The sequence below is a fragment of the Saccharopolyspora taberi genome, from assembly GCF_039534165.1.
GTDB classification, from domain to species: domain Bacteria; phylum Actinomycetota; class Actinomycetes; order Mycobacteriales; family Pseudonocardiaceae; genus Saccharopolyspora_D; species Saccharopolyspora_D taberi.
Map to the genome: position 1 here is coordinate 216,280 of NZ_BAAAUX010000014.1, position 18,583 is coordinate 234,862.

At 71.7% G+C, this 18,583-nt stretch carries 19 protein-coding genes and 1 pseudogene; 13 read left to right on the forward strand and 7 right to left on the reverse strand.

Going from position 1 to position 18,583, the window contains the following annotated elements; genetic code table 11:
* Nucleotides 1-152: 152 nt before the first annotated feature.
* From ABD691_RS15130 to ABD691_RS15140, 3 genes are read left to right on the forward strand one after another with little or no spacing between them, the layout of a single operon-like run.
* Nucleotides 153-956 (forward strand): class I SAM-dependent methyltransferase, encoded by an 804-nt coding sequence (locus ABD691_RS15130; protein ID WP_344680309.1) that lies wholly within the window; start codon nt 153-155, stop codon nt 954-956.
* A gap of 52 nt (nt 957-1,008) precedes the next feature.
* The gene (locus tag ABD691_RS15135) at nt 1,009-1,356 is read left to right on the forward strand and encodes a winged helix-turn-helix transcriptional regulator (RefSeq protein WP_344680310.1); all 348 of its coding nucleotides are present in this window, start codon (nt 1,009-1,011) and stop codon (nt 1,354-1,356) included.
* Between the two features lie 15 nt (nt 1,357-1,371).
* Nucleotides 1,372-1,908 carry a putative immunity protein gene (locus ABD691_RS15140; protein WP_344680311.1) on the forward strand — a complete coding sequence of 179 codons (537 nt, stop codon included), beginning with the start codon at nt 1,372-1,374 and terminating at the stop codon, nt 1,906-1,908.
* A 4-nt stretch (nt 1,909-1,912) separates the two neighbouring features.
* Here the strand turns inward: ABD691_RS15140 and ABD691_RS15145 are convergent, their stop codons facing one another.
* Nucleotides 1,913-2,536, reverse strand: a complete 624-nt coding sequence (locus ABD691_RS15145) for a maleylpyruvate isomerase family mycothiol-dependent enzyme (RefSeq protein ID WP_344680312.1) — start codon at nt 2,534-2,536, stop codon at nt 1,913-1,915.
* Between the two features lie 97 nt (nt 2,537-2,633).
* Between ABD691_RS15145 and ABD691_RS15150 the strand changes: the two genes are divergently transcribed.
* Nucleotides 2,634-3,719: a LysR family transcriptional regulator gene (locus ABD691_RS15150; protein ID WP_344680313.1), complete on the forward strand. Its 1,086-nt coding sequence runs from the start codon at nt 2,634-2,636 to the stop codon at nt 3,717-3,719.
* On the opposite strand, the pseudogene ABD691_RS33750 reads toward ABD691_RS15150, so the two are convergent.
* Nucleotides 3,615-3,902 (reverse strand): annotated as a pseudogene (locus ABD691_RS33750) (nuclear transport factor 2 family protein); the annotation flags it as partial. The gene ABD691_RS15150 and the pseudogene ABD691_RS33750 sit on opposite strands and share 105 nt — an antisense overlap.
* 103 nt (nt 3,903-4,005) lie before the next feature.
* Here ABD691_RS33750 and ABD691_RS15155 point away from each other — a divergent pair.
* The 3 genes from ABD691_RS15155 (at nt 4,006) to ABD691_RS15165 (ending at nt 9,005) form a co-directional block, all read left to right on the forward strand.
* Nucleotides 4,006-5,391 (forward strand): carboxylesterase/lipase family protein, encoded by a 1,386-nt coding sequence (locus tag ABD691_RS15155; protein ID WP_344680314.1) that lies wholly within the window; start codon nt 4,006-4,008, stop codon nt 5,389-5,391.
* A 62-nt stretch (nt 5,392-5,453) separates the two neighbouring features.
* Nucleotides 5,454-5,831 carry a VOC family protein gene (locus tag ABD691_RS15160; RefSeq protein WP_344680315.1) on the forward strand — a complete coding sequence of 126 codons (378 nt, stop codon included), beginning with the start codon at nt 5,454-5,456 and terminating at the stop codon, nt 5,829-5,831.
* 72 nt (nt 5,832-5,903) lie between these two features.
* Nucleotides 5,904-9,005 carry a UvrD-helicase domain-containing protein gene (locus ABD691_RS15165; RefSeq protein ID WP_344680316.1) on the forward strand — a complete coding sequence of 1,034 codons (3,102 nt, stop codon included), beginning with the start codon at nt 5,904-5,906 and terminating at the stop codon, nt 9,003-9,005.
* Nucleotides 9,006-9,109: 104 nt separating this feature from the next.
* On the opposite strand, the gene fmdA is transcribed toward ABD691_RS15165, so the two are convergent.
* Nucleotides 9,110-10,357 (reverse strand): formamidase, encoded by a 1,248-nt coding sequence (gene fmdA, locus ABD691_RS15170; RefSeq protein WP_344680317.1) that lies wholly within the window; start codon nt 10,355-10,357, stop codon nt 9,110-9,112.
* Between the two features lie 256 nt (nt 10,358-10,613).
* On the opposite strand from fmdA, the gene ABD691_RS15175 reads away from it, so the two are divergent.
* Together ABD691_RS15175 and ABD691_RS15180 are read left to right on the forward strand one after the other, a co-directional pair.
* Nucleotides 10,614-10,811, forward strand: a complete 198-nt coding sequence (locus ABD691_RS15175) for a hypothetical protein (RefSeq protein ID WP_344680318.1) — start codon at nt 10,614-10,616, stop codon at nt 10,809-10,811.
* Nucleotides 10,804-11,136, forward strand: a complete 333-nt coding sequence (locus ABD691_RS15180) for a winged helix-turn-helix domain-containing protein (RefSeq protein ID WP_344680319.1) — start codon at nt 10,804-10,806, stop codon at nt 11,134-11,136. Before ABD691_RS15175 ends, ABD691_RS15180 begins: the two co-directional genes overlap by 8 nt.
* A gap of 82 nt (nt 11,137-11,218) precedes the next feature.
* Here the strand turns inward: ABD691_RS15180 and ABD691_RS15185 are convergent, their stop codons facing one another.
* Nucleotides 11,219-11,812: a TetR/AcrR family transcriptional regulator gene (locus ABD691_RS15185; protein ID WP_344680320.1), complete on the reverse strand. Its 594-nt coding sequence runs from the start codon at nt 11,810-11,812 to the stop codon at nt 11,219-11,221.
* 108 nt (nt 11,813-11,920) lie between these two features.
* Between ABD691_RS15185 and ABD691_RS15190 the strand changes: the two genes are divergently transcribed.
* Together ABD691_RS15190 and ABD691_RS15195 are read left to right on the forward strand one after the other, a co-directional pair.
* Nucleotides 11,921-12,568: a peroxiredoxin-like family protein gene (locus ABD691_RS15190; protein WP_344680321.1), complete on the forward strand. Its 648-nt coding sequence runs from the start codon at nt 11,921-11,923 to the stop codon at nt 12,566-12,568.
* Between the two features lie 41 nt (nt 12,569-12,609).
* The gene (locus ABD691_RS15195) at nt 12,610-13,767 is read left to right on the forward strand and encodes a glycosyltransferase family 9 protein (protein WP_344680322.1); all 1,158 of its coding nucleotides are present in this window, start codon (nt 12,610-12,612) and stop codon (nt 13,765-13,767) included.
* On the opposite strand, the gene ABD691_RS15200 is transcribed toward ABD691_RS15195, so the two are convergent.
* A complete protein-coding gene (locus tag ABD691_RS15200; RefSeq protein ID WP_344680323.1) occupies nt 13,743-14,378 on the reverse strand; it encodes a class I SAM-dependent methyltransferase in 636 nt (211 codons plus the stop codon). The genes ABD691_RS15195 and ABD691_RS15200 overlap by 25 nt on opposite strands.
* Before the next feature lie 111 nt (nt 14,379-14,489).
* On the opposite strand from ABD691_RS15200, the gene ABD691_RS15205 reads away from it, so the two are divergent.
* Nucleotides 14,490-15,023, forward strand: coding sequence for a hypothetical protein (locus tag ABD691_RS15205; protein WP_344680324.1), 534 nt, complete (start codon nt 14,490-14,492; stop codon nt 15,021-15,023).
* On the opposite strand, the gene ABD691_RS15210 is transcribed toward ABD691_RS15205, so the two are convergent.
* Nucleotides 15,020-15,712 carry a TetR/AcrR family transcriptional regulator gene (locus ABD691_RS15210; protein ID WP_344680325.1) on the reverse strand — a complete coding sequence of 231 codons (693 nt, stop codon included), beginning with the start codon at nt 15,710-15,712 and terminating at the stop codon, nt 15,020-15,022. The genes ABD691_RS15205 and ABD691_RS15210 overlap by 4 nt on opposite strands.
* An 87-nt stretch (nt 15,713-15,799) precedes the next feature.
* Here ABD691_RS15210 and ABD691_RS15215 point away from each other — a divergent pair, with 87 nt between their 5' ends.
* Nucleotides 15,800-16,987 (forward strand): FAD-dependent monooxygenase, encoded by a 1,188-nt coding sequence (locus tag ABD691_RS15215; RefSeq protein WP_344680326.1) that lies wholly within the window; start codon nt 15,800-15,802, stop codon nt 16,985-16,987.
* A gap of 45 nt (nt 16,988-17,032) precedes the next feature.
* Here the strand turns inward: ABD691_RS15215 and argG are convergent, their stop codons facing one another.
* Nucleotides 17,033-18,481, reverse strand: coding sequence for an argininosuccinate synthase (gene argG / locus ABD691_RS15220; protein ID WP_344680327.1), 1,449 nt, complete (start codon nt 18,479-18,481; stop codon nt 17,033-17,035).
* Nucleotides 18,482-18,583 lie beyond the last annotated feature (102 nt).

Here is an 18,583-nt window from a genome sequence, read left to right on the forward strand (position 1 = left end):
GGTGAAATCGGCTGCGAACAGCTTCCGCCGCGACTCTCGCGCCGACAAGTACGGTCTTTTCCGACCGGTGGTTCCAGGATGTATACCGAGCTGGTCGGCGAGGTGCGGAAAAGGATTCGCCGCCGCGGGAACCGATCACTACTGTCGCCGCCGTGACGACTCCTGACTACCTCGCGGTCAACCGGCCGATGTGGGACGAGCGGGTTCCCATCCACGTCTCCAGCGACTTCTACGACCTGGCCGGGTTCCGGGCCGGGAAGCTGGCCCTGCGCGAGTTCGAGCTGGCCGAGGTCGGCGAGGTCACCGGCCGCGGCCTGGTGCACCTGCAGTGCCACTTCGGACTCGACACCCTGTCCTGGGCCAGGCTGGGCGCGACGGTGACCGGGCTGGACTTCTCCGGCAAGGCGGTCGAAGCCGCCCGCGAAGTGGCCGGGCAGGCGGGGATCCAGGCCCGGTTCGTCGCCGCCGACGTCTACGACGCGGTCACCGCGCTCGGCGAGACCTACGACATCGTCTACACCGGACTCGGCGCGCTGTGCTGGCTGCCCGACATCGACCGCTGGGCCGAGATCGTCGCGACCCTGCTGCGCCAGGGCGGTTTCCTGTACCTCGCCGAGTTCCACCCCTTCACCGACACCCTCGACTACGCCGACGGCCGCACGGTCACCTACGACTACTTCGCCGAAGGACCCCAGATCGACGAGGACAGCGAGGGCAGCTACGCCGATCCGCAGGCCCACGTCGAGCACACGCGGTCGATCCAGTTCGCCCACGGACTGGGCGAAGTGGTCACCGCGCTCATCAACGCGGGCCTGCGCATCGAGTTCCTGCACGAGCACGACCACACCCTCTGGCCGCGGTTCCAGGTGCTGGAACGCGACGGCATCGCCTACCGCTACCCCGAAGGCAGCCCCCGGGTGCCGCTGATGTACTCGCTGCGCGCGGGCAAACCCTGAACCACCCCGCCGGTACGCTCGGTTCCCAGGACCGCTCGGGGAGGGAACGGGAATGCGGCAGCACGTGGCGGACATGCACGACTACTGCACCATCGAGGCGGCGATGGCGGTCGTCGGCGGCAAGTGGAAGCTGGCGATCCTCAACCACCTCTTCGACGGCACCCGCCGCTTCGGGGAGCTGGGCCGCGCGCTGCCCGGCATCACGCAGCGGATGCTGACCCGCCAGCTGCGCGAACTGGAAGCCGACGGCCTGGTGCACCGCACCGTCCACCCGGAGGTGCCGCCGAAGGTCGAGTACTCGGTGACCGCGATCGGCCAGAGCCTGCGGCCGATCGCCGCGCAGTTGCAGGAGTGGGGCGTGCAGTACCGCCGGCACGTCGATTCGGGACAGGGTGCCTGAGAGTACGGTGGCAGGATGCCGCCGCAGACCAACCCTGATTCCGCCTCGGACGTCGATCTCCTCCGCCCGGTAGGACTGTGGGCCGCAGACTGCGCTGAGCGGGTCCTGCCCCTCTTCGAAGCGCAAGCACCGTCGGACACCCGGCCGAGGGAAGCGATCGAATGCATCCGGACCTTCGGCAACGGCGGCCCGCGGAACAAGCAGCTGCGCGTGGTGGCACTGGCCGCGCTGGCCGCCGCCCGCGAGGTGGACGACCCGGCCGCGACCTCCGCGGCCCGCGCCGCGTGCCTGGCAGCCTCCTCCGCGTACACGCACCTGGACCTCGACAGCCCGGAACAGGTCAAGCACGTCCTGGGCCCGGCGGTGTACGCGGCGCAGGCGCGGGAGATCGCCGCCGAGGGTGACACCAGCGCCGCAGAGGACGAGATCCGGTGGGCGATCGAGCAGGCCACACCGGCGATCCGCAAGGTCGTGCGACAGATGCCCGCGCCCAACGTCAGCCGCACCCGGCTGAGCACGCTGTTCCAGCTGGCCGACGCGGCCCTGCGCTGACCGGCTAGCCGAGTTCGGCGGCGAACCGGTCGGCGGCCTGGCCGCGGAGCCTGCCGGGCGGCAGCTTGCGGCCGAAGGCGACCAGCAGCAGGTCCTGGCCGCTGCCGGTCAGCGGGGTTCCGGCTCCGAACGACCAGCCGAGGTCGTCGGCGCGGAGCTGGACGCCGTCGAGGTCGGCGCCGAAGAACCGCAGCGACTTGGGCGTGACGCCGTCGAGCAGCACGCGCAGCCGGTCTTCGGGAACCCGGCGGTCGTGGCCGAGCGCGACCGTGATGTCCAGGCCGTGAACCACGTCGTGGCCCAGCGCCGCCTCGATCCCGCCGACCGGCGGCTTCCACGGGTGGCGGGCGTTGTCGCGGAGGGCGGTCGCCAGCTCCGCGGTCGAGAAGGCGGTGGCGTCCGCGCGGGCACAGCGGTCGGTCATCCGGTTCAGGTTGCCGCGCGCCTTGAGCAGTTCCGCGGCGATCCGGGGCAGCGAGTAGCGGAACCCGAAGCTCATGTGCGCCGCGACCTCCCGGACCCGCCAGCCCGTGCACAGGCTCGGCGCCTCCCACTGCTCGGGCGCGAGGTCGTCCAGCAGGGCCGCCAGTTCGGTGCGTTCGGCTGCGATCGCCGACCGGATGTCCATCGGTGCTGCTCTCCGTTCGTCGTTGCTGCCCCGATGATTCCCACGACTGTCCGATAAGTCCAAGAGCCGGTCGTTCCCGGAACTAGAATCATCGCTTATGGAACTTCGGCAGCTGCGGTACTTCGTCGCGGTGGTGGACGAAGGCGGTTTCACCCGCGCTGCCGCCCGCCTGCACCTGGCCCAGCCGGGCCTGAGCGCGCAGATCCGCCAGCTGGAACGGGAACTCGGGCAGCCGCTGCTGCACCGGGCCGGGCGTTCGGTGACCACGACCGAGGTCGGCGCCGCGGTGCTCGAACACGCGCGGGCAGCCCTCGCCGCCGCGGACGCGGTGCGGGCCACGGTGGACGAGTTCACCGGACTCCTGCGGGGACAGGTCCGGATCGGACTCGTATCCGGCGCCGCGGCCGCCCGCGAGTTCGACGTCGCCGCCACGCTCGCCGACTTCCACGACCAGCACCCGCAGGTCGAGATCGCGCTCACCGAGGACACCTCGGAGCGGATGCTGGCCGCGCTGCGCCGCGGCGAGCTCGACATCGCCGTGGTCGGGCTGTCCGGCGCCCAACCGCCGCCGGGCACGTCGACGCAGATCGTCGTCGACGAACCGCTGGTGGCCGCGGTCGCCCCCGGCGACCCGCTGCTCACGCCAGGCCGCACCAGCGTGGCGCTGGCCGACCTGCGGGACCGCCCGCTGATCAGCCTGCCCCGCGGCACCGGGCTGCGCGGCGTGCTCGAAAGGGCCTGCGCGGACGCCGGAATCCAACCGCGGATCGCGTTCGAAGCCGCCGCTCCACCGCTGCTGGCCCAGCTCGCCGCACGCGGCCTCGGCGTGGCGGTGGTGCCGGCGGCGCCCGGCGACACGGTGGCCGGGCTGCGGACGCTGGAGATCACCGATCCGCGGATGCGGGGGCGGATCGGTCTGACCTGGCCCGCGAACGGTCCGACCAGCCCGGCGGCGCGGATACTGCTGGGCGAGCTCCGCGCCGCGCTAGGGCACGGCGTCCAGGTCGGCGTAGGCGATCATCCGCACCACCTGGCCGTCGCGGACGGTGAACACGTCGACCGCCCTGGCCTCCTGCGGAGTGCCGTCGAGCAAGGTCCCGGAGACGCGGTGCACGACGACCACGTCCCCGCCCCGACGGCGGACGGTGCGCTCGGAGGTCAGCTCCGACCACCTCTCCCGTGAGGCGCGCAGGTAGTCGGCCACCGACTCCCGCCCCTGGCGCGGACCCCCGTCGGGAAACTCCTCGGGTTCCACCCACTCGACCTGCGGGTGCAGCTTGGCCACAGCCGCGTCGATGTCGCCGCGTTCCCACGCCGCGTAGCAGTCCAGGACCAGCGCGACGTCCTGGTCGTGTTGTCCGGTCACCTGCCCGACCGTAGGCGGTCCACGGCGGTCACCGGCGCGTGTTCGCTTCCGGCGCAGCGGAAATCCGGTTGCCGCGGCCGGATTCCCCGGCCATCCTCCATCCGTGATCGTCCGGACTGGCAGCGGCCTCGTGCGCGGCAGGCAGACCGCGGCAGGTGTCGTGGCCTTCCTCGGAATCCCCTACGCCGCGCCCCCTTTCGGCCCGCGGCGCTTCCTCCCGCCGGAAGCGCCCGAGCCGTGGCGGGGTGTGCGGGAGTGCGCGGAGTTCGGACCGGTCGCGCCGCAGTCGGCGAAGCTGCCCGGAACCCCGGAGTGGTCGCCGGGCGATGAGGACGTGCTCACCCTCAACGTGTGGACGGCACCACCGGCCGGGCCGCGGCCGGTCCTGGTCTGGATCCACGGCGGTGCCTACGCCTTCGGCTCGTCCGCGCAGCCCGACTTCGACGGCAGCGCGCTCGCCCGCGCGGGGCTCGTGGTCGTCAGCTGCAACTTCCGGCTCGGTTTCGAGGGATTCGGCCGGTTGCCGGGCTGTCCCGACAACCGGGGGCTGCTCGACCAGACAGCGGTTCTGCGGTGGGTGCGGGCCAACATCGCGGGCTTCGGCGGCGACCCGGGATCGGTCACCGCCGCCGGGCAGTCCTCCGGAGCGGGATCGATCGCCTGCCTGCTCCGGGAACCCGGACTGGCCGACCGCGCGATCCTGCACAGCGTTCCCGACGCCTACCTCACCGCCGAGGCCGCCGCCGAGATCTCCACGGCGATCCAGGCGGAACTGCCGGTCCCCATCGACACCGCCGCACCCGAGCAGCTTCTCGACGCCGCCGACCGCGTCACCGCCGCGTGCCGAGGTCGTGCACCGGGCCGGCTCGGCTACGACCCGGTGCTGTTCGGACCGATCACCGGCGAGCCGCACATCGACGCCCGCGTGGATCTGCTGGTTTGCCACACCACCGACGAATACGGGCTGTTCGACGCGGTCGGCGGGCTCACCCCGGTCGACACCGGCCGGCAGCTGACCGCGTTCGCACGGGCGCTGGACATCCCCGACCGGATCGTGACCGGATACCGGCGCCTGCTGCCCGGGATGCCGGTGCGCGAGCTGTACCTGCGGCTGTTCGGCGACCGGATCTTCAGCGCCCACACCACCGCGCTGGCCCGCCACCACACCGCCGCCGGTGGCCGCGCGCACCTGGCGCGTTTCGCACGTCCCCGCGCCTGGCACTGCGCGGACGTGCCGTTCTGCTTCGGCACGATCGACGTGCCAGAAACGCATTTCCTGCTCGGCGGCGCGCCGGACGCGCAGGACCGGCAGCTGTCGGCGGCGATGCTGCGCGCGTGGGCCGACTTCGCGGCCACCGGTGATCCCGGCTGGCCCGCGTGGTCCTCCGATGCGAGGCCGGTGAAGTGGTGGACCGTGCCGCGCAGCCCGGTGCTCGACGACGAGCCCCCGACACTGCGGCTGTGGCACGACGTCCCGATGTCGAGATGACGCACCCGGCTCCGACGTCCCGGGTGAAGCGTCCACCAGGGACGCCGGACGAGGAGGCGACCATGCCCGATCCAGTGGTGCACTTCGAAATCATCGGCACCGACCCCGCCGCGCTGCGCGACTACTACGGCGCGCTGTTCGGCTGGGAGTACGGCGTCGGAGACGCGGCCACCGAAGCCGTCTCCGCACCCGGCGACTACGGCTTCGTCGATGGGAACACGACCGGCGGGATCAACGGCGGAGTCGGCGGCGGTGCGGGTTACCAGCGCCGAGTGCTGGTCTACGTCGACGTCGACAGCGTGGAGGCCGCGCTGCGCAAAGCCGAAAGCCTCGGCGGCAAGCGCCGGATGGGGCCCGTGCACGCACCCGGCGGTGACCTGGTGATCGGACAGTTCACCGACCCCGAGGGCAACCTCATCGGGGTGGCAGGCGGCGCGTGAGAGCCCGGTCGGGCCCGCCCGGCGGAGACGGGCCCGATCGAGCCGGATCGGTGGTGCTGGCAAGATCGCCGGGTGCGCTATTACGCCGATCTGCACATCCACTCGAAGTACTCCCGCGCGTGCAGCAAGGACTGCGACATCGAGCACCTGACGTGGTGGGCGCGCCGCAAGGGGATCAGCCTGGTGGGCACGGGCGACTTCACCCACCCCGCGTGGTTCGCGCACCTGCGGGACGTGCTCGAACCGGCCGAGCCCGGGCTGTTCCGGTTGAAGCCCGACCACGACCGGGAGTTCTCCCGCGGCATGCCGCCCACCTGCGCCGGCGAGGTGCGGTTCATGCTGTCGGTCGAGATCTCCACGATCTACAAGTACGGCGACTTCACGCGCAAGGTCCACCACCTCTGCTACATGCCCGACTTCGCCGCGGCCGAGGAGTTCAACCGGCGGCTGGGCCGCATCGGCAACCTCGGTTCCGACGGCAGGCCGATCCTGGGGCTGGACTCCCGCGACCTGCTGGAGATCACGCTGGAAAGCGGTGACGGCGCCTACCTGGTGCCCGCCCACATCTGGACCCCGTGGTTCGCGGTGCTGGGCTCCAAGGCCGGGTTCAACCGCATCGACGACTGCTACCGCGACCTCGCCGGGCACATCTTCGCGCTGGAGACCGGGCTCTCCAGCGATCCGGAGATGAACTGGCGGGTGTCCATGCTGGACCGCTACACCCTGGTCAGCCACTCCGACGCGCACTCCCCGCCGATGCTCGGCCGGGAGGCCAGCGTCTTCGACACCGACCTGGACTACTTCGCGGTCAAACGCGCGCTGGAGACCGGCAACGGGTTCGGCGGGACGGTGGAGTTCTTCCCCGAGGAGGGCAAGTACCACCTCGACGGGCACCGCAAGTGCGAGGTGCGCATGGACCCCGGCACCACCCGCGCCCACGACGGCCGGTGCCCGTCCTGCGGCAAGCCGCTGACGGTCGGCGTCCTGCACCGCGTGCACGAACTCGCCGACCGGCCCGCGGGCGTGCGACCGGAGGGCGCGGCCGGCTACCGGAACCTGATCCCGCTGCCGGAGATCGTCGGCGAGCTCATGGGTGTGGGCCCCAAGAGCAAGCGGGTCCTCGGCGAGATCGACCGGCTCACCGCCGCGCACGGGCCGGAGCTGTCGATCCTCGAAGACGTCCCGGTCGACGACCTGCGCCGCAGTTCGGCACCGCTGGCCGAGGCGATCGACCGGCTGCGCCGAGGCGAGGTCATCCGGGAATCCGGTTACGACGGCGAATACGGCACGATCCGCCTGTTCCAGCCCGGCGAAGTCCAAAGCCTGCGCACCGGGCACACCTCCGCCCTGTTCGACGACGCGCTGTTCACCCCGCCCGCGCCCGAGCCGGTGCGGGAGCCGGTGCCGCAGGCCCGCCCGCAACCGGCGACCCCGGCCGAGCCCGCGCCCGCCGGGACCAGCGGGGTGCTCGACGGGCTCGACCCGGACCAGCGCCGGGCCGCGGCCGTGGAAAGCGGGCCGCTGCTCATCGTCGCCGGACCCGGCACCGGCAAGACCCGCACGGTCACCCACCGCATCGCGCACCTGATCCTCGAACGCGGCGTGCCCGCCGAGGAATGCCTGGCGATCACCTTCACCCGCCGCGCCGCCGAGGAGATGACCGAACGCCTGCACGCCCTGGCCGGAACGGCCGCGGCCGGCGCCACGGTCGCGACGTTCCACTCCTTCGGCCTGCAACTGCTGCGCGACCACCACGGCAAAGCGGGACTGGCCGCCGACTTCGGGCTCGCCGACGCCGCCTGCCAGCACGAGATCCTCACCGGCATCGCCGGGGACGAACGCTCGGCGCGCAAGCTGCGCACCGAGCTGTCCCACGCCCGCCGCACCGGCGAACACGCCCCGGCGCTGGCCGACTACACCGCCGCGCTGCGGGAACGCAACCTCGTCGACTTCGACGACCTGGTGGTGCTCGCCGTGGAACTGCTGGAGTCCGACGACGAGCTGCGCGCCGCCTGCCGCCGCCGCTACCGGTGGGTCACCGTCGACGAGTACCAGGACGTCGACGACACCCAGTACCGGCTGCTGCGCCAGCTCGCCCCCGAGGACGCCAACCTGACCGCGATCGGCGACCCGGACCAGGCGATCTACTCCTTCCGCGGCGCCGACGTCGGGTTCTTCCTGCGGTTCCAGCAGGACTGGCCGCAGGCCCCGGTGGTGGCGCTGACCCGCAACTACCGCAGCGGCAAGCACATCCTCGACGGCGCGGTCACCGCCATCCGCCCCAGCACGCTGGTCGCCGACCGCGCGCTGCTGGCGGCCGGTGACCGCGCCGCGCACCGGATCGCGGTGCACGAGGCCGCCGACGAGCGCGCCGAGGCGGCGTTCGTCGCGCGCAGCATCGACCAGCTGCTCGGCGGCGCGTCGTTCCACTCGCTGGATTCCGGACGGGTCGACGGCGACGGGCACGGCGGCATCGGGTTCGCCGACATCGCCGTGCTCTACCGCACCGACTCGCAGTCCCACGCGGTGCTCGACGAGCTCACCCGCTGCGGGTTCCCGGTGCAGAAGCGCTCGCACGATCCGCTCTCGGCGCGCCCGGGCGTCGACGACCTCATGCGCGAACTCGCGCTCACCTCGCAACGTTCCGGAACCGTGGCGCAGCGGGTGCGCTGGGCCGCCGACGCGGTGCTGGCCACGATGCCCACCGCGGAGGAGGAGCGGATCAACGGCGCGGTCGAGGTGCTGGCACCGCTGGCGCACCGCTGCGGCGACGACCTCGACCGCTTCCGGCGGGAGATCCTGCTCGGCGCCGAAGTCGACACCCTCGACCCCAGGGCGGACGCGGTGTCGCTGCTGACGCTGCACGCCGCCAAGGGCCTGGAGTTCCCGGTGGTGTTCCTCGTCGGCTGCGAAGACGGGCTGCTCCCGCTGCGCTGGCCCGGCACGACCGCCTCCGACGACGACATCGCCGAGGAACGCAGGCTGTTCTTCGTCGGCATGACCCGCGCGCAGGACCACCTGTTCCTCACCCGCGCCGCCCGCCGCACCCGGCACGGCCGGGAGCAGGACCGCACGCCGTCACCGTTCCTGTCCGGCCTGGGCGCCGACGTCGCCGAACACGTCCGGCACTCCGCGCCGAGGCGGCCCAAGGCCACCCAGCTGAGCCTGCTGTAGGAACCGACCGATCGGGCGCTTGGGAACCGAGCTCGACGCTTACCGCGGCCACGCCACCCTGGTCAAGAAGGTGGGCAGGGCTCTGACGAGGCGGTGAACGCCCGTCACGACGTGACGGCGCACTGCCCGCGGTCCTGCCGGACCGGGCCCGCGGCGGTGGGCCGGATGTCGAAGTCGAAGATCGCGGTCGGGATGTAGAGGGTGCAGCAGGCGTTGGGGATGTCCACGACGCCGCTGATCCGGCCCTCCACGGGCGCGGATCCGATGAGCAGGTACGCCTGTTCGCCGGTGTAGCCCCACTGCTTGAGGTACTCGATCGCGTTGAGGCAGGCGCGGCGGTAGGCCACGGTCGCGTCCAGGTAGTGGTTGGTGTCGGTGTCGTGGTCGACCGACACGCCGGAGAACGACAGGAACTCCGAGTACCGGGGCTCGACGTTGCCGGGCATGAACACCGGGTTGGTGCTCACCCCGTACTTGGCCATGCCGTCCTTGATCAGGTCCACGTGCAGGTCGAGGTAGCCGCCCATCTCGATCGCGCCGCAGAAGGTGATCTCGCCGTCGCCCTGGCTGAAGTGCAGGTCGCCCATGGACAGCTTGGCGTCGGGCACGAACACCGGGAAGTACACGCGTGATCCGCGGGTGAAGTTCTTGATGTCCTGGTTGCCGCCGTTCTCCCGGGCGGGCACGGTGCGGGCGCCTTCGGCGGCGATCCTGCGGGCGTCGTCACCGGTGGCCTGCCCGGCGAGCGCACCGGGCGGGGTCGGCGGCAGCGCCAGCGGCGGGACCCGGTGCGGGTCGGTGTCGATCAGCGCCTGCTCCCGCCGGTTCCACCGGGACAGCAGCTCGGCCGACGGGGCGGTGCCGATCAGCCCGGGGTGGGTGATGCCGGTGTAGCGGATGCCGGGCAGGTGGCGGGAGGTGGCCTGCTGGCCGTGGAAGTCCCAGATCGCCTTGTAGGCGTCCGGGAAGTGGTCGGTCAGGAACCCGCCGCCGTTGACCTTGGCGAACACACCTGTGTAGCCCCAGCCCTGGCCGGGGGCGCCGCCGGTCTCCTGCGGCACCGGCCCGAGGTCGAGGATGTCGACGACCAGCAGGTCCCCGGGTTCGGCGCCCTGCACGCCGATCGGGCCGGAGAGCATGTGGGTCAAGTCCAGGTCGACGTCGCGCACGTCGTTGGCCGAGTCGTTGTTGCCGAGCTGCCCGTCGGTCCACTCGCGGCACTCGACGCGGAACTCCTGACCCGGCAGGACCATCGCGGCCAGCGGGATGTCGGGGTGCCAGCGGTTGTGCCCGGGGACCGCCTGGTCGCGCATGGACTTCGACTGGTCGACGCTGAAAACGACTTGTGGCATGGGGATCAGCCCTTTGGAACGCCCGTGTGCAGACGAGGAGACGCGCGACACCCGAGGTGTGTCAAGTGCGGCGACCCGGATTTGCGTCTTCCGCCAACGGAATTCCGCCGGTGTATCTCGCGTCGGCCAGTTCAAGGGCAGCCGTCGGTTCCGCCTGCGGAATGTACTTGTCCGACAGGAAAGTGCTCCTGTACTTTCCCAGTAGGCAACAACATGACGGGGAAGCAAGTTTTTCTGGTCAAGGAGGAACCAACGCATGCCTGCCACGGAGGTCTCCATGGGCGCGCGCGTGGGCCGACTGGCCGTGGCGGCGGTACTGGCACTCCTGCTGGCGGCGGTCCTGCGTGCCGCACATGTGCAGTTTCCCACGACGATCGGTATGGCACTGCTGGCCGTGCTGATCTTCGGATGGGAACCGCTGCGCGCCCGAATGCGGAGGCGCACGCATGCATGAGCACGGCCAGCTGGACACCGCACTGCTGGACCCGACGCGGCTGTCGATCGTGTCGCTGCTGGCGGCGACACGCTGGGCGGAGTTCAGCTACGTCCGGGATTCCGTCGGCCTGTCCGACTCGGCACTGTCCAAACAGGTCAGTGCGCTGGACCGGCTCGGATACGTCGAGGTGGAGAAGGGCTACGTCGGCAAACGGCCGCGCACCTGGCTCAACCTCAGCGAAACCGGGCGCGCTGCGCTGACCCGGCACATCGCCGCGCTGCAGAGGATCGCCGACAGCGCCAGCGAGGCAGGCCAGCAGCACCACAAGCACACCGCTGACTAAGCCGCCGCGGCGCACTGTGCAACGCTCACCGAGGAATCCCCGGCTGAGGTGGGGATTCCTCTACATGTCCCTCAAGCCCCGGCTAGCCCTGCGGTCGCAGCGCGTCGAGGGCAGCGGTGACCGTGCCGCGCAGTGTCGTGGCGTCTGCTCCGGCGCGGGAGCGGAGGTTGACGCCATAGGCCAGGAGCGCGAGCACGTCGGCGGTGGTGGCAGTGTCGGTGGCGTCGGCGAGCTGTCCTCGGCGGCGCGCGGTTTCCAGTGCGGCGTGCATCGAATCGCGCAGCTGTCGGTGGTGTTCTTCAAGCACCGCCTGCACATCGGGGTCCTGGCGGTCGGTTCCGGTGTGGGCGTTGACGATCATGCAGCCCCAGCCCGCGTAGGCGCCGGTGCAGCGGACGCCGACGAGCTGGGTGAAGAACTCCTCGATGGCGGGCAGTCCCCGCTCGTCCTCGGCGAGCAGGCGCAGTGCGGGTTCGGCGCGCAGGCGGCGGTAGCGGCGCAGCGCGGCCAGGTAGAGCTCCCGCTTGCCGCCGAAGGTGGCGTAGAGGCTGGACCGGTTGAGCCCGGTCGCGGTGGCGACGGCCTGGATCGAGGTGGTGGCCGCGCCGTGCTGCCAGAACAGCTCCTCGACGCGTTCGAGCGCGGTGTCGGGATCGAAGTGCTTGATGTCGGGCATGGTCGTCTCGCAATGTCCTGGAACGGCGGTTCCAAGATAGTCCTTGACGGCCGCCACCCGGTACGGGAATCTTGAAATGATCGTTCCAAGATTTTCGGGAGGCACCGGATGACCCTGCGCGACGAACTGCGAGCCATGCATGCCGAGGGCCAACGGCGGCTGCCGGAGGACGTCCGGGCGACCATGAACCGCAACGCCGCCGACCTCGCCGCCTCCGGCTTGGCCGAGCAGGCCCTGGGTGCCGGGGCGCGAGCGCCGGAGTTCACCCTGCCCTCCGCCACCGGCACGCCGGTCGCACTCGAAGAACTGCTGGCCGAAGGCCCGGTGGTGCTGACCTTCTACCGCGGAGCCTGGTGCCCGTTCTGCAACATCGCCCTGCGGGCCCTGCAACAGCACCTCGACGCGCTGCGCGCCCGCGGCGCGCAACTGGTCGCCGTCTCACCGCAGATCGCCGACGAGTCGCTGTCGCTGACCGACAAGCACGAGCTGGCGTTCCCGGTGCTCAGCGACATCGGGTCCGAAGTGGCCAAGCGCTTCGGCATCGCGTTCGACCTCTCCGAGGAACTGGCCGCGGTCTACGAGCGGCTGGGCTTCGACCTCCAGCGCGTCAACGCCGGGCACGCCCGCACCCTGCCGCTGCCCGCCACCTACGTCATCGACCGCACCGGCACCGTCGCTTGGGCCTTCGTCGACACCGACTACTCCCGGCGCGCCGAACCCGCCGACATCCTGGCCGCGCTCGACGCCCTTCCCTGAAGCGGGAAAACCAGTGGCGCGCGCTCATAAGGTGCGAGGTGATGAGCGCGCACGCCCCGGAGTCGGTCCTGGTCAACTTCGTCTACTGCCACCCAGTCGGTCACGCCGTCGAGGCGGTGCAGCACTGCCTCGGCTACCGGGCGGCCGATCCCGCGCGGCGGATCGGCGTGGTGCTCAAGGCCAACACCGCGGTCGACCTCGCGCACTGGAGCCCGTTCGTCGACGAGGTGTACACAGTGGACTTCGACGTGTTCGGGCAGGTGCCGCCGGGCGCGCTCGACCACCTGCCCCGCGACTGGGACTGGGTGGTCGACGACCCCCGCGGCCACCAGCAGTGGCAGCACGACATCTTCCCCGGCCTGGCCGAGTACTACCGGCTGTCGGCCGAGCACTTCCGCGCGCGGCGCGGGCACCACCAGGTCGGCAGCCCGCAGCCCTCGTACCGGCCGCGCAGCCGGCTGGAGCTGCGACTGCCCGCGCCCGCGCGGGAGTGGGCGGCCGAGGCCGTGCCCGACGGCGAGGGGCCGACGATCGCCGTGCTGCCCGCGGGCAGCGACCAGCGGTGGATGTACCCGTCGCTGGAGTCCTGGCGCAGGATGCTCGCCGCGCTGCTCGACCAGTACCCGCGGGCGCGGTTCTGCTTCGTCGGCAAGCTCGCCGACGACGGCCGCACGAGCACCGGGTTCTCCCGCGCGGAGTTCGACGCCCTGGCCGCGGCGGTGCCGACGGCGCTGTGGGCGGTCGACGTGCCGCTCGCCGAGCAGCTCGCCGCGGTGCAGCGCTGCGACCTGCTGTTCTCGCCGCACTCGGGGTTCGCGTTCGCGGCCATGGCCGTGGGCACACCGTGGCTGGTGCTGGCGGGCAACAAGTGGGCCGAGTACTACTTCAACCCCGGGGTGCCGTTCTACTCCGTGCTGCCCGACATCGACCGGTTCCCGTGCTACGTGATGCTCGGCAACGATCCCGAGCCGGTGCCCGACGACGGGCCGCGCTCCCCCAGCATGTCCGCGGAGCGGATCACCGGCGACCTCGACGAGATCGTCTCCGGGGCGCGGTGGCTGCTGGAGGGCGGGGCGGACTTCGACGCGGCGATGAGCGACCACTTCGCCCGCATCCTCGCGATGTACCGGGGCCGCACCGACCTGATCTTCTCGGTCGACGGCCTGCACCACGACTACCTGCCGAAAACCAGGGAATAGCGCCAGAACAGGTGCCTGCGGATCCGCGCGCCGGGCAGTTCGCGGGCGGCCACCCGCCGGATCTCGGCCAGCGGCATCGAGGCGGGACGGGTCACCGCGGTCATCGCGACCGGACGCTTCCCGCCGCGCGGCGATTTCGCCCATCCCACCGCGAGGTTCGCCGGGACAGCCATCAGGGCCAGCGTCCAGTCCCCGATCGTCTGCGGCTGGTAGACGCCGAGAACGACCAGCCTGCCGCCCGGGGCGAGATTCGCGCGCAGCGTCCGCAGCGTCTCGGCGAAGGGCAGGTGGTGCAGGGTGGCGACGCAGGTGATCACGTCGTAGTCGCCGCCCGGTGGCAGCTCGCGCGCGTCCTGCTGCCGGAACCGGATGTTGTGCCGGGGGATGTCGCCCGCGTGCCGCAGGATTTCCGGGTCCTGGTCGATCGCGTCGACGCTGTCGGCACGCTCGGCCAGCGCACGCGCCAGCTCACCGCTGCCGCAGCCGACGTCGAGCGCGCGGCCGAACCGCGCGGGGAGCTGCCGCAGGATCCACCGGTGGTAGTGCCGGTTGTGATCCCAGGGGTGCGCGGCGTTGAACCGGTCGAACGCCGCGCGCACACCGCTGATCATGACCGGACGCTAGCAGCCCGGCCGGTTTCAGCCGTTCGGACCTCGTCACGTCGGCGGGCGCAGGCCAGGCTGGCACCAGCAGGCCGACAGCACCGACCACCTGGGGGAGTCATGGGTTCGCCCGAGCAGCGCGCCGCCGCGACGCGATCGAGACGGGTGCGCGATGTGGTGCGGGACGTGGTCGAGCAGGTCGCGGACGAGGAGCTGCCGGTCGTGGACGGGCTGTCCCGGTTCGACGACGACACGGTCGTGCGGCGACTGGGCCGCCGGGACCGGCAGCGGGATCCGCTGGGCTTCGGCCTCGGTGAGCTCGCGGTCATGGTGACCCCGGTGGTCTGGCTGGTGCTGGACCAGGTGGTCAAGCAGGTCACCGAGACCGCCGTCGACAGCGCCGCCACCGGGACGAAGAACGCGCTGCGCAAGCTGTTCGGCAGGAAGCGCGGCGCGGCTCCGGAGGTTCCGGAGCTGACCCCCGAGCAGCTCGGCGAGGTGCGGCAGCGGGTGCTGGACGCGGCCCTGCACCGCGGGCTACCGCAGGAGCAGGCCGAGGAGGTCGCCGACGCCGTGGTGGCCCGGCTGGCGATCGCCGCACCCTCAGACGACACCGACGACGACACTGACGGCCAGGAGAAGGCGCCGGCCTAGGCTCGATCGTCGATGAGCACGGCCAGCCCGTCGAGGATCCGTCGCAGGCCGAACTCCCACGCCTGATCTCTCCCGCCGGAGTCGGCGAGCGCGGCGGTGAGGGCGGGGAAACGGCTGCCGTGGGTCCGCATCAGCTCCGCGAGCAGTGCGCCGAGCTGCGCTTCCGCGCCGGGACCGGAAGCGCGGGCCTGCTGGGCCAGGGAGCGCACGTGGCCGGTCAGCAGCACGGCGGCGTCCATCCGCTCCGGGCCGGTGAGCCCGGTGCCGTCGAGGGCGGCGACAGCGCGTTCCAGCCAGCCCAGTTCGACCGGCCCCATGACGCGGGGGCCGATGGTGGCGTCGAGCAGCCACGGATGGCCGTCGAAGACCTCGGCCAGCGCGCGGGCCCACGCGTCGAGCCGGCCCCGCCAGTCCTGTTCCACCGGTTCCGGAGGGTCGCTGATCGCGGTCTCGACCATGACGGCGACGAGTTCTGCTTTGCCCGGCACGTAGCGGTACAGCGCCATCTTGGTGACGCCGAGCTGGGCGGCGACCCGCTGCATCGACACCGCGGCCAGGCCCTCCGAGTCGGCGACGCCGATGCCGGCTCGGGCGATGCGTTCCAGGTCGAGCGTGGGCTTGGGACCGCGTGCGGCGGTGGTTCGCGGCTCCCACAGCAGCCGCGCGGTCGCGGTGTGCTCGTCGTTCATCCGTACCCGTCCTTGCCGCCGTCATCGAACTGTGTCTATCGTACACAGTAATTACCGTGTCCTGCGGAAGCAGTTTCTGGGGGAGCCATGACCCGAACCGTCCTGATCTCCGGCGCGAGCGTCGCCGGGCCTGCGCTGGCCTACTGGCTGGGCCGCTACGGATTCCGCCCCACCGTCGTCGAGCGGGCGCCCGCGCTGCGCGACGGCGGGCAGGCGGTCGACTTCCGCGGCGACACGCACCTGTCGGTGCTCTCACGGATGGGAGTGCTCCCCCGGCTTCGCCAGCTGCGCACGGGCGGGAGCCCGATCCGCTTCGTCGACGAGAGCGGGCGGGTCCTGCTGCACCTGCCCGCGGAGTTCGCCGGTGGCGACGTGGAGGTGCCGCGGGGTGATCTGGTGCGCGTGCTCCACGAGCACAGCCTGCCCACCACCGAGTACGTCTTCGGCGACTCGATCACCAGCCTCGACGAGACCGCCTCGGGCGTGCGGGTCGGGTTCCGGCACGCGCCCGCGCGCGAGTTCGACCTGGTGATCGGCGCGGACGGCCTGCACTCCCAGGTGCGGCGGCTGGCCTTCGGCCCCGAGCGGGACTACGTCGGCCACCTCGGCTACTACGCCGCGACGTGGGCGATGCCCAACGACCTGCGGGTGGCCGAGGGTTCGGTCGGGTTCAACGCTCCGGGGCGGTTCGCCTCGGTCGGCGTCGACCACCGCGATCCGGACCGGGCGGGCGCGTTCGTCGTGTTCGCCGCTCCCCGCCTGGACTACGACCGCCACGACCTCGGCCAGCAGAAGAAACTGGTGGAGACGGCGTTCTCCGGTCTGGGATGGGAGGTTCCGCGACTGCTGCGATCGCTGCCGGAGGCGCCGGAGCTGTACTTCGACTCGATCAGCCGGGTCGACGTGCCCTGCTGGTCGACCGGCCGGATCGGCCTCGTCGGCGACGCGGCCTGCGGGGCGACCATCGGCGGCATGGGCACGGGAACAGCGGTGGTCGCCGCCTACGTGCTGGCCGGGGAGCTGGCCAGGGCGGGCGACGACTACCGCACCGGTTTCGCGCGGTACGAGGCCACGCTGCGCGACTACGCGCAGGGATGCCAGAAGGGCGGCGACCGGACGGGCAAGTTCCTCGCTCCCGCCACCGCGCTCGGGCTGCGCGTGCGCAACTCCTTGCTGAGCAAGGACTTCTTCCTGAACTGGATGCTCCGGGAGGGCCAGAAGGTCACCACGATGACCGTGCCGGACTACTCCGCCGAACTCGCCAGGGCCGCGTAGGGCCGTCGCGGCGCCCGGGCAGGACGCCGCGACGGCCCGGCGGGGTCAGTCGGTGCCGGACTCGATCGCGACGCGGTCGAGGGTGGCGTCCGGGCCGGAGTCCTGGCCGCGGGAGGCGATGACGTCGGCGCCGCCCTGCGGCATCGCGCCGATCAGCCCGGTCGAGGCGGCCTGGGCGGCGCCGATCAGCGCGGGGTGGCCGGTGCCGACCATGCCCAGGCCCGCGTACTGCTCCAGCTTCGCGCGCGAGTCGGCGATGTCGAGGTTGCGCATGGTGAGCTGGCCGATCCGGTCCACCGGGCCGAACGCCGAGTCCTCGGTGCGCTCCATCGACAGCTTGTCCGGGTGGTAGCTGAACGCCGGACCGGTGGTGTCCATGATCGAGTAGTCCTCACCGCGCCGCAGCCGCAGCGTGACCTCGCCGGTGATCGCGGTGCCGACCCAGCGCTGCAGCGACTCGCGCAGCATCAGCGCCTGCGGGTCCAGCCAGCGGCCCTCGTACATCAGCCTGCCCAGGCGCCGGCCCTCGTTGTGGTAGGCGGCCAGGGTGTCCTCGTTGTGGATGGCGTTGACCAGCCGCTCGTAGGCCGCGTGCAGCAGCGCCATGCCGGGGGCCTCGTAGATGCCGCGGCTCTTGGCCTCGATGACCCGGTTCTCGATCTGGTCGGACATGCCCATGCCGTGGCGTCCGCCGATCGCGTTGGCCGCCAGCACCAGCTCGACCGGGGTGGCGAACTCCTCGCCGTTGATGGTGACCGGGCGGCCCTGGTCGAAGCCGATCGTGACGTCCTCGGCGGCGATGTCGACCTCGGGGTCCCAGAACCGCACGCCCATGATCGGTTCCACGGTCTCGATGCCGGTGTCGAGGTGCTCCAGCGTCTTGGCCTCGTGGGTGGCGCCCCAGATGTTGGCGTCGGTGGAGTACGCCTTCTCGGTGCTGTCCCGGTACGGCAGCCCGTGGGCGAGCAGCCACTCCGACATCTCCTTGCGCCCGCCGAGCTCGGAGACGAAGTCGGAGTCCAGCCACGGCTTGTAGATCCGCAGGTGCGGGTTGGCCAGCAGGCCGTAGCGGTAGAACCGCTCGATGTCGTTGCCCTTGAACGTCGAGCCGTCGCCCCAGATCTGCACGTCGTCCTCGAGCATGGCCCGCACCAGCAGCGTCCCGGTCACGGCGCGGCCGAGCGGGGTGGTGTTGAAGTAGGGCCGCCCCGCCGAGCGGATGTGGAACGCGCCGCAGGTCAGCGCGGCCAGGCCCTCCTCGACCAGCGCGGCGCGGCAGTCGACCAGGCGCGCGATCTCGGCACCGTAGGTCGACGCGCGACCGGGCACCGAGGCGATGTCGGGCTCGTCGTACTGGCCGATGTCGGCGGTGTAGGTGCACGGGACGGCGCCCTTGTCGCGCATCCAGGCGACCGCGACCGAGGTGTCGAGGCCGCCGGAGAAGGCGATGCCGACGCGCTCGCCGGTGGGCAGGGAGGTGAGAACCTTGGACATAGGAGAAGTATGCATTGCCATGAATGACCATGCAAGTTGGGGGTCCGGTGTGGTGTGTCGCAGCACCGGGCGGGACGGCCTGCGCATGTCTGTCCACAGTGG

Bases quoted from the DNA above. Each gene is read 5' to 3' on its own strand.
- ABD691_RS15135 (WP_344680310.1), top strand. From the start codon at position 1,009: ATGCGGCAGCACGTGGCGGACATGCACGACTACTGCACCATCGAGGCG.
- ABD691_RS15140 (WP_344680311.1), top strand. From the start codon at position 1,372: ATGCCGCCGCAGACCAACCCTGATTCCGCCTCGGACGTCGATCTCCTC.
- ABD691_RS15145 (WP_344680312.1), bottom strand. From the start codon at position 2,536: ATGGACATCCGGTCGGCGATCGCAGCCGAACGCACCGAACTGGCGGCC.
- ABD691_RS15150 (WP_344680313.1), top strand. From the start codon at position 2,634: ATGGAACTTCGGCAGCTGCGGTACTTCGTCGCGGTGGTGGACGAAGGC.
- ABD691_RS15160 (WP_344680315.1), top strand. From the start codon at position 5,454: ATGCCCGATCCAGTGGTGCACTTCGAAATCATCGGCACCGACCCCGCC.
- fmdA (WP_344680317.1), bottom strand. From the start codon at position 10,357: ATGCCACAAGTCGTTTTCAGCGTCGACCAGTCGAAGTCCATGCGCGAC.
- ABD691_RS15175 (WP_344680318.1), top strand. From the start codon at position 10,614: ATGCCTGCCACGGAGGTCTCCATGGGCGCGCGCGTGGGCCGACTGGCC.
- ABD691_RS15180 (WP_344680319.1), top strand. From the start codon at position 10,804: ATGCATGAGCACGGCCAGCTGGACACCGCACTGCTGGACCCGACGCGG.
- ABD691_RS15185 (WP_344680320.1), bottom strand. From the start codon at position 11,812: ATGCCCGACATCAAGCACTTCGATCCCGACACCGCGCTCGAACGCGTC.
- ABD691_RS15190 (WP_344680321.1), top strand. From the start codon at position 11,921: ATGACCCTGCGCGACGAACTGCGAGCCATGCATGCCGAGGGCCAACGG.
- ABD691_RS15195 (WP_344680322.1), top strand. From the start codon at position 12,610: ATGAGCGCGCACGCCCCGGAGTCGGTCCTGGTCAACTTCGTCTACTGC.
- ABD691_RS15200 (WP_344680323.1), bottom strand. From the start codon at position 14,378: ATGATCAGCGGTGTGCGCGCGGCGTTCGACCGGTTCAACGCCGCGCAC.
- ABD691_RS15205 (WP_344680324.1), top strand. From the start codon at position 14,490: ATGGGTTCGCCCGAGCAGCGCGCCGCCGCGACGCGATCGAGACGGGTG.
- ABD691_RS15210 (WP_344680325.1), bottom strand. From the start codon at position 15,712: ATGAACGACGAGCACACCGCGACCGCGCGGCTGCTGTGGGAGCCGCGA.
- ABD691_RS15215 (WP_344680326.1), top strand. From the start codon at position 15,800: ATGACCCGAACCGTCCTGATCTCCGGCGCGAGCGTCGCCGGGCCTGCG.
- argG (WP_344680327.1), bottom strand. From the start codon at position 18,481: ATGTCCAAGGTTCTCACCTCCCTGCCCACCGGCGAGCGCGTCGGCATC.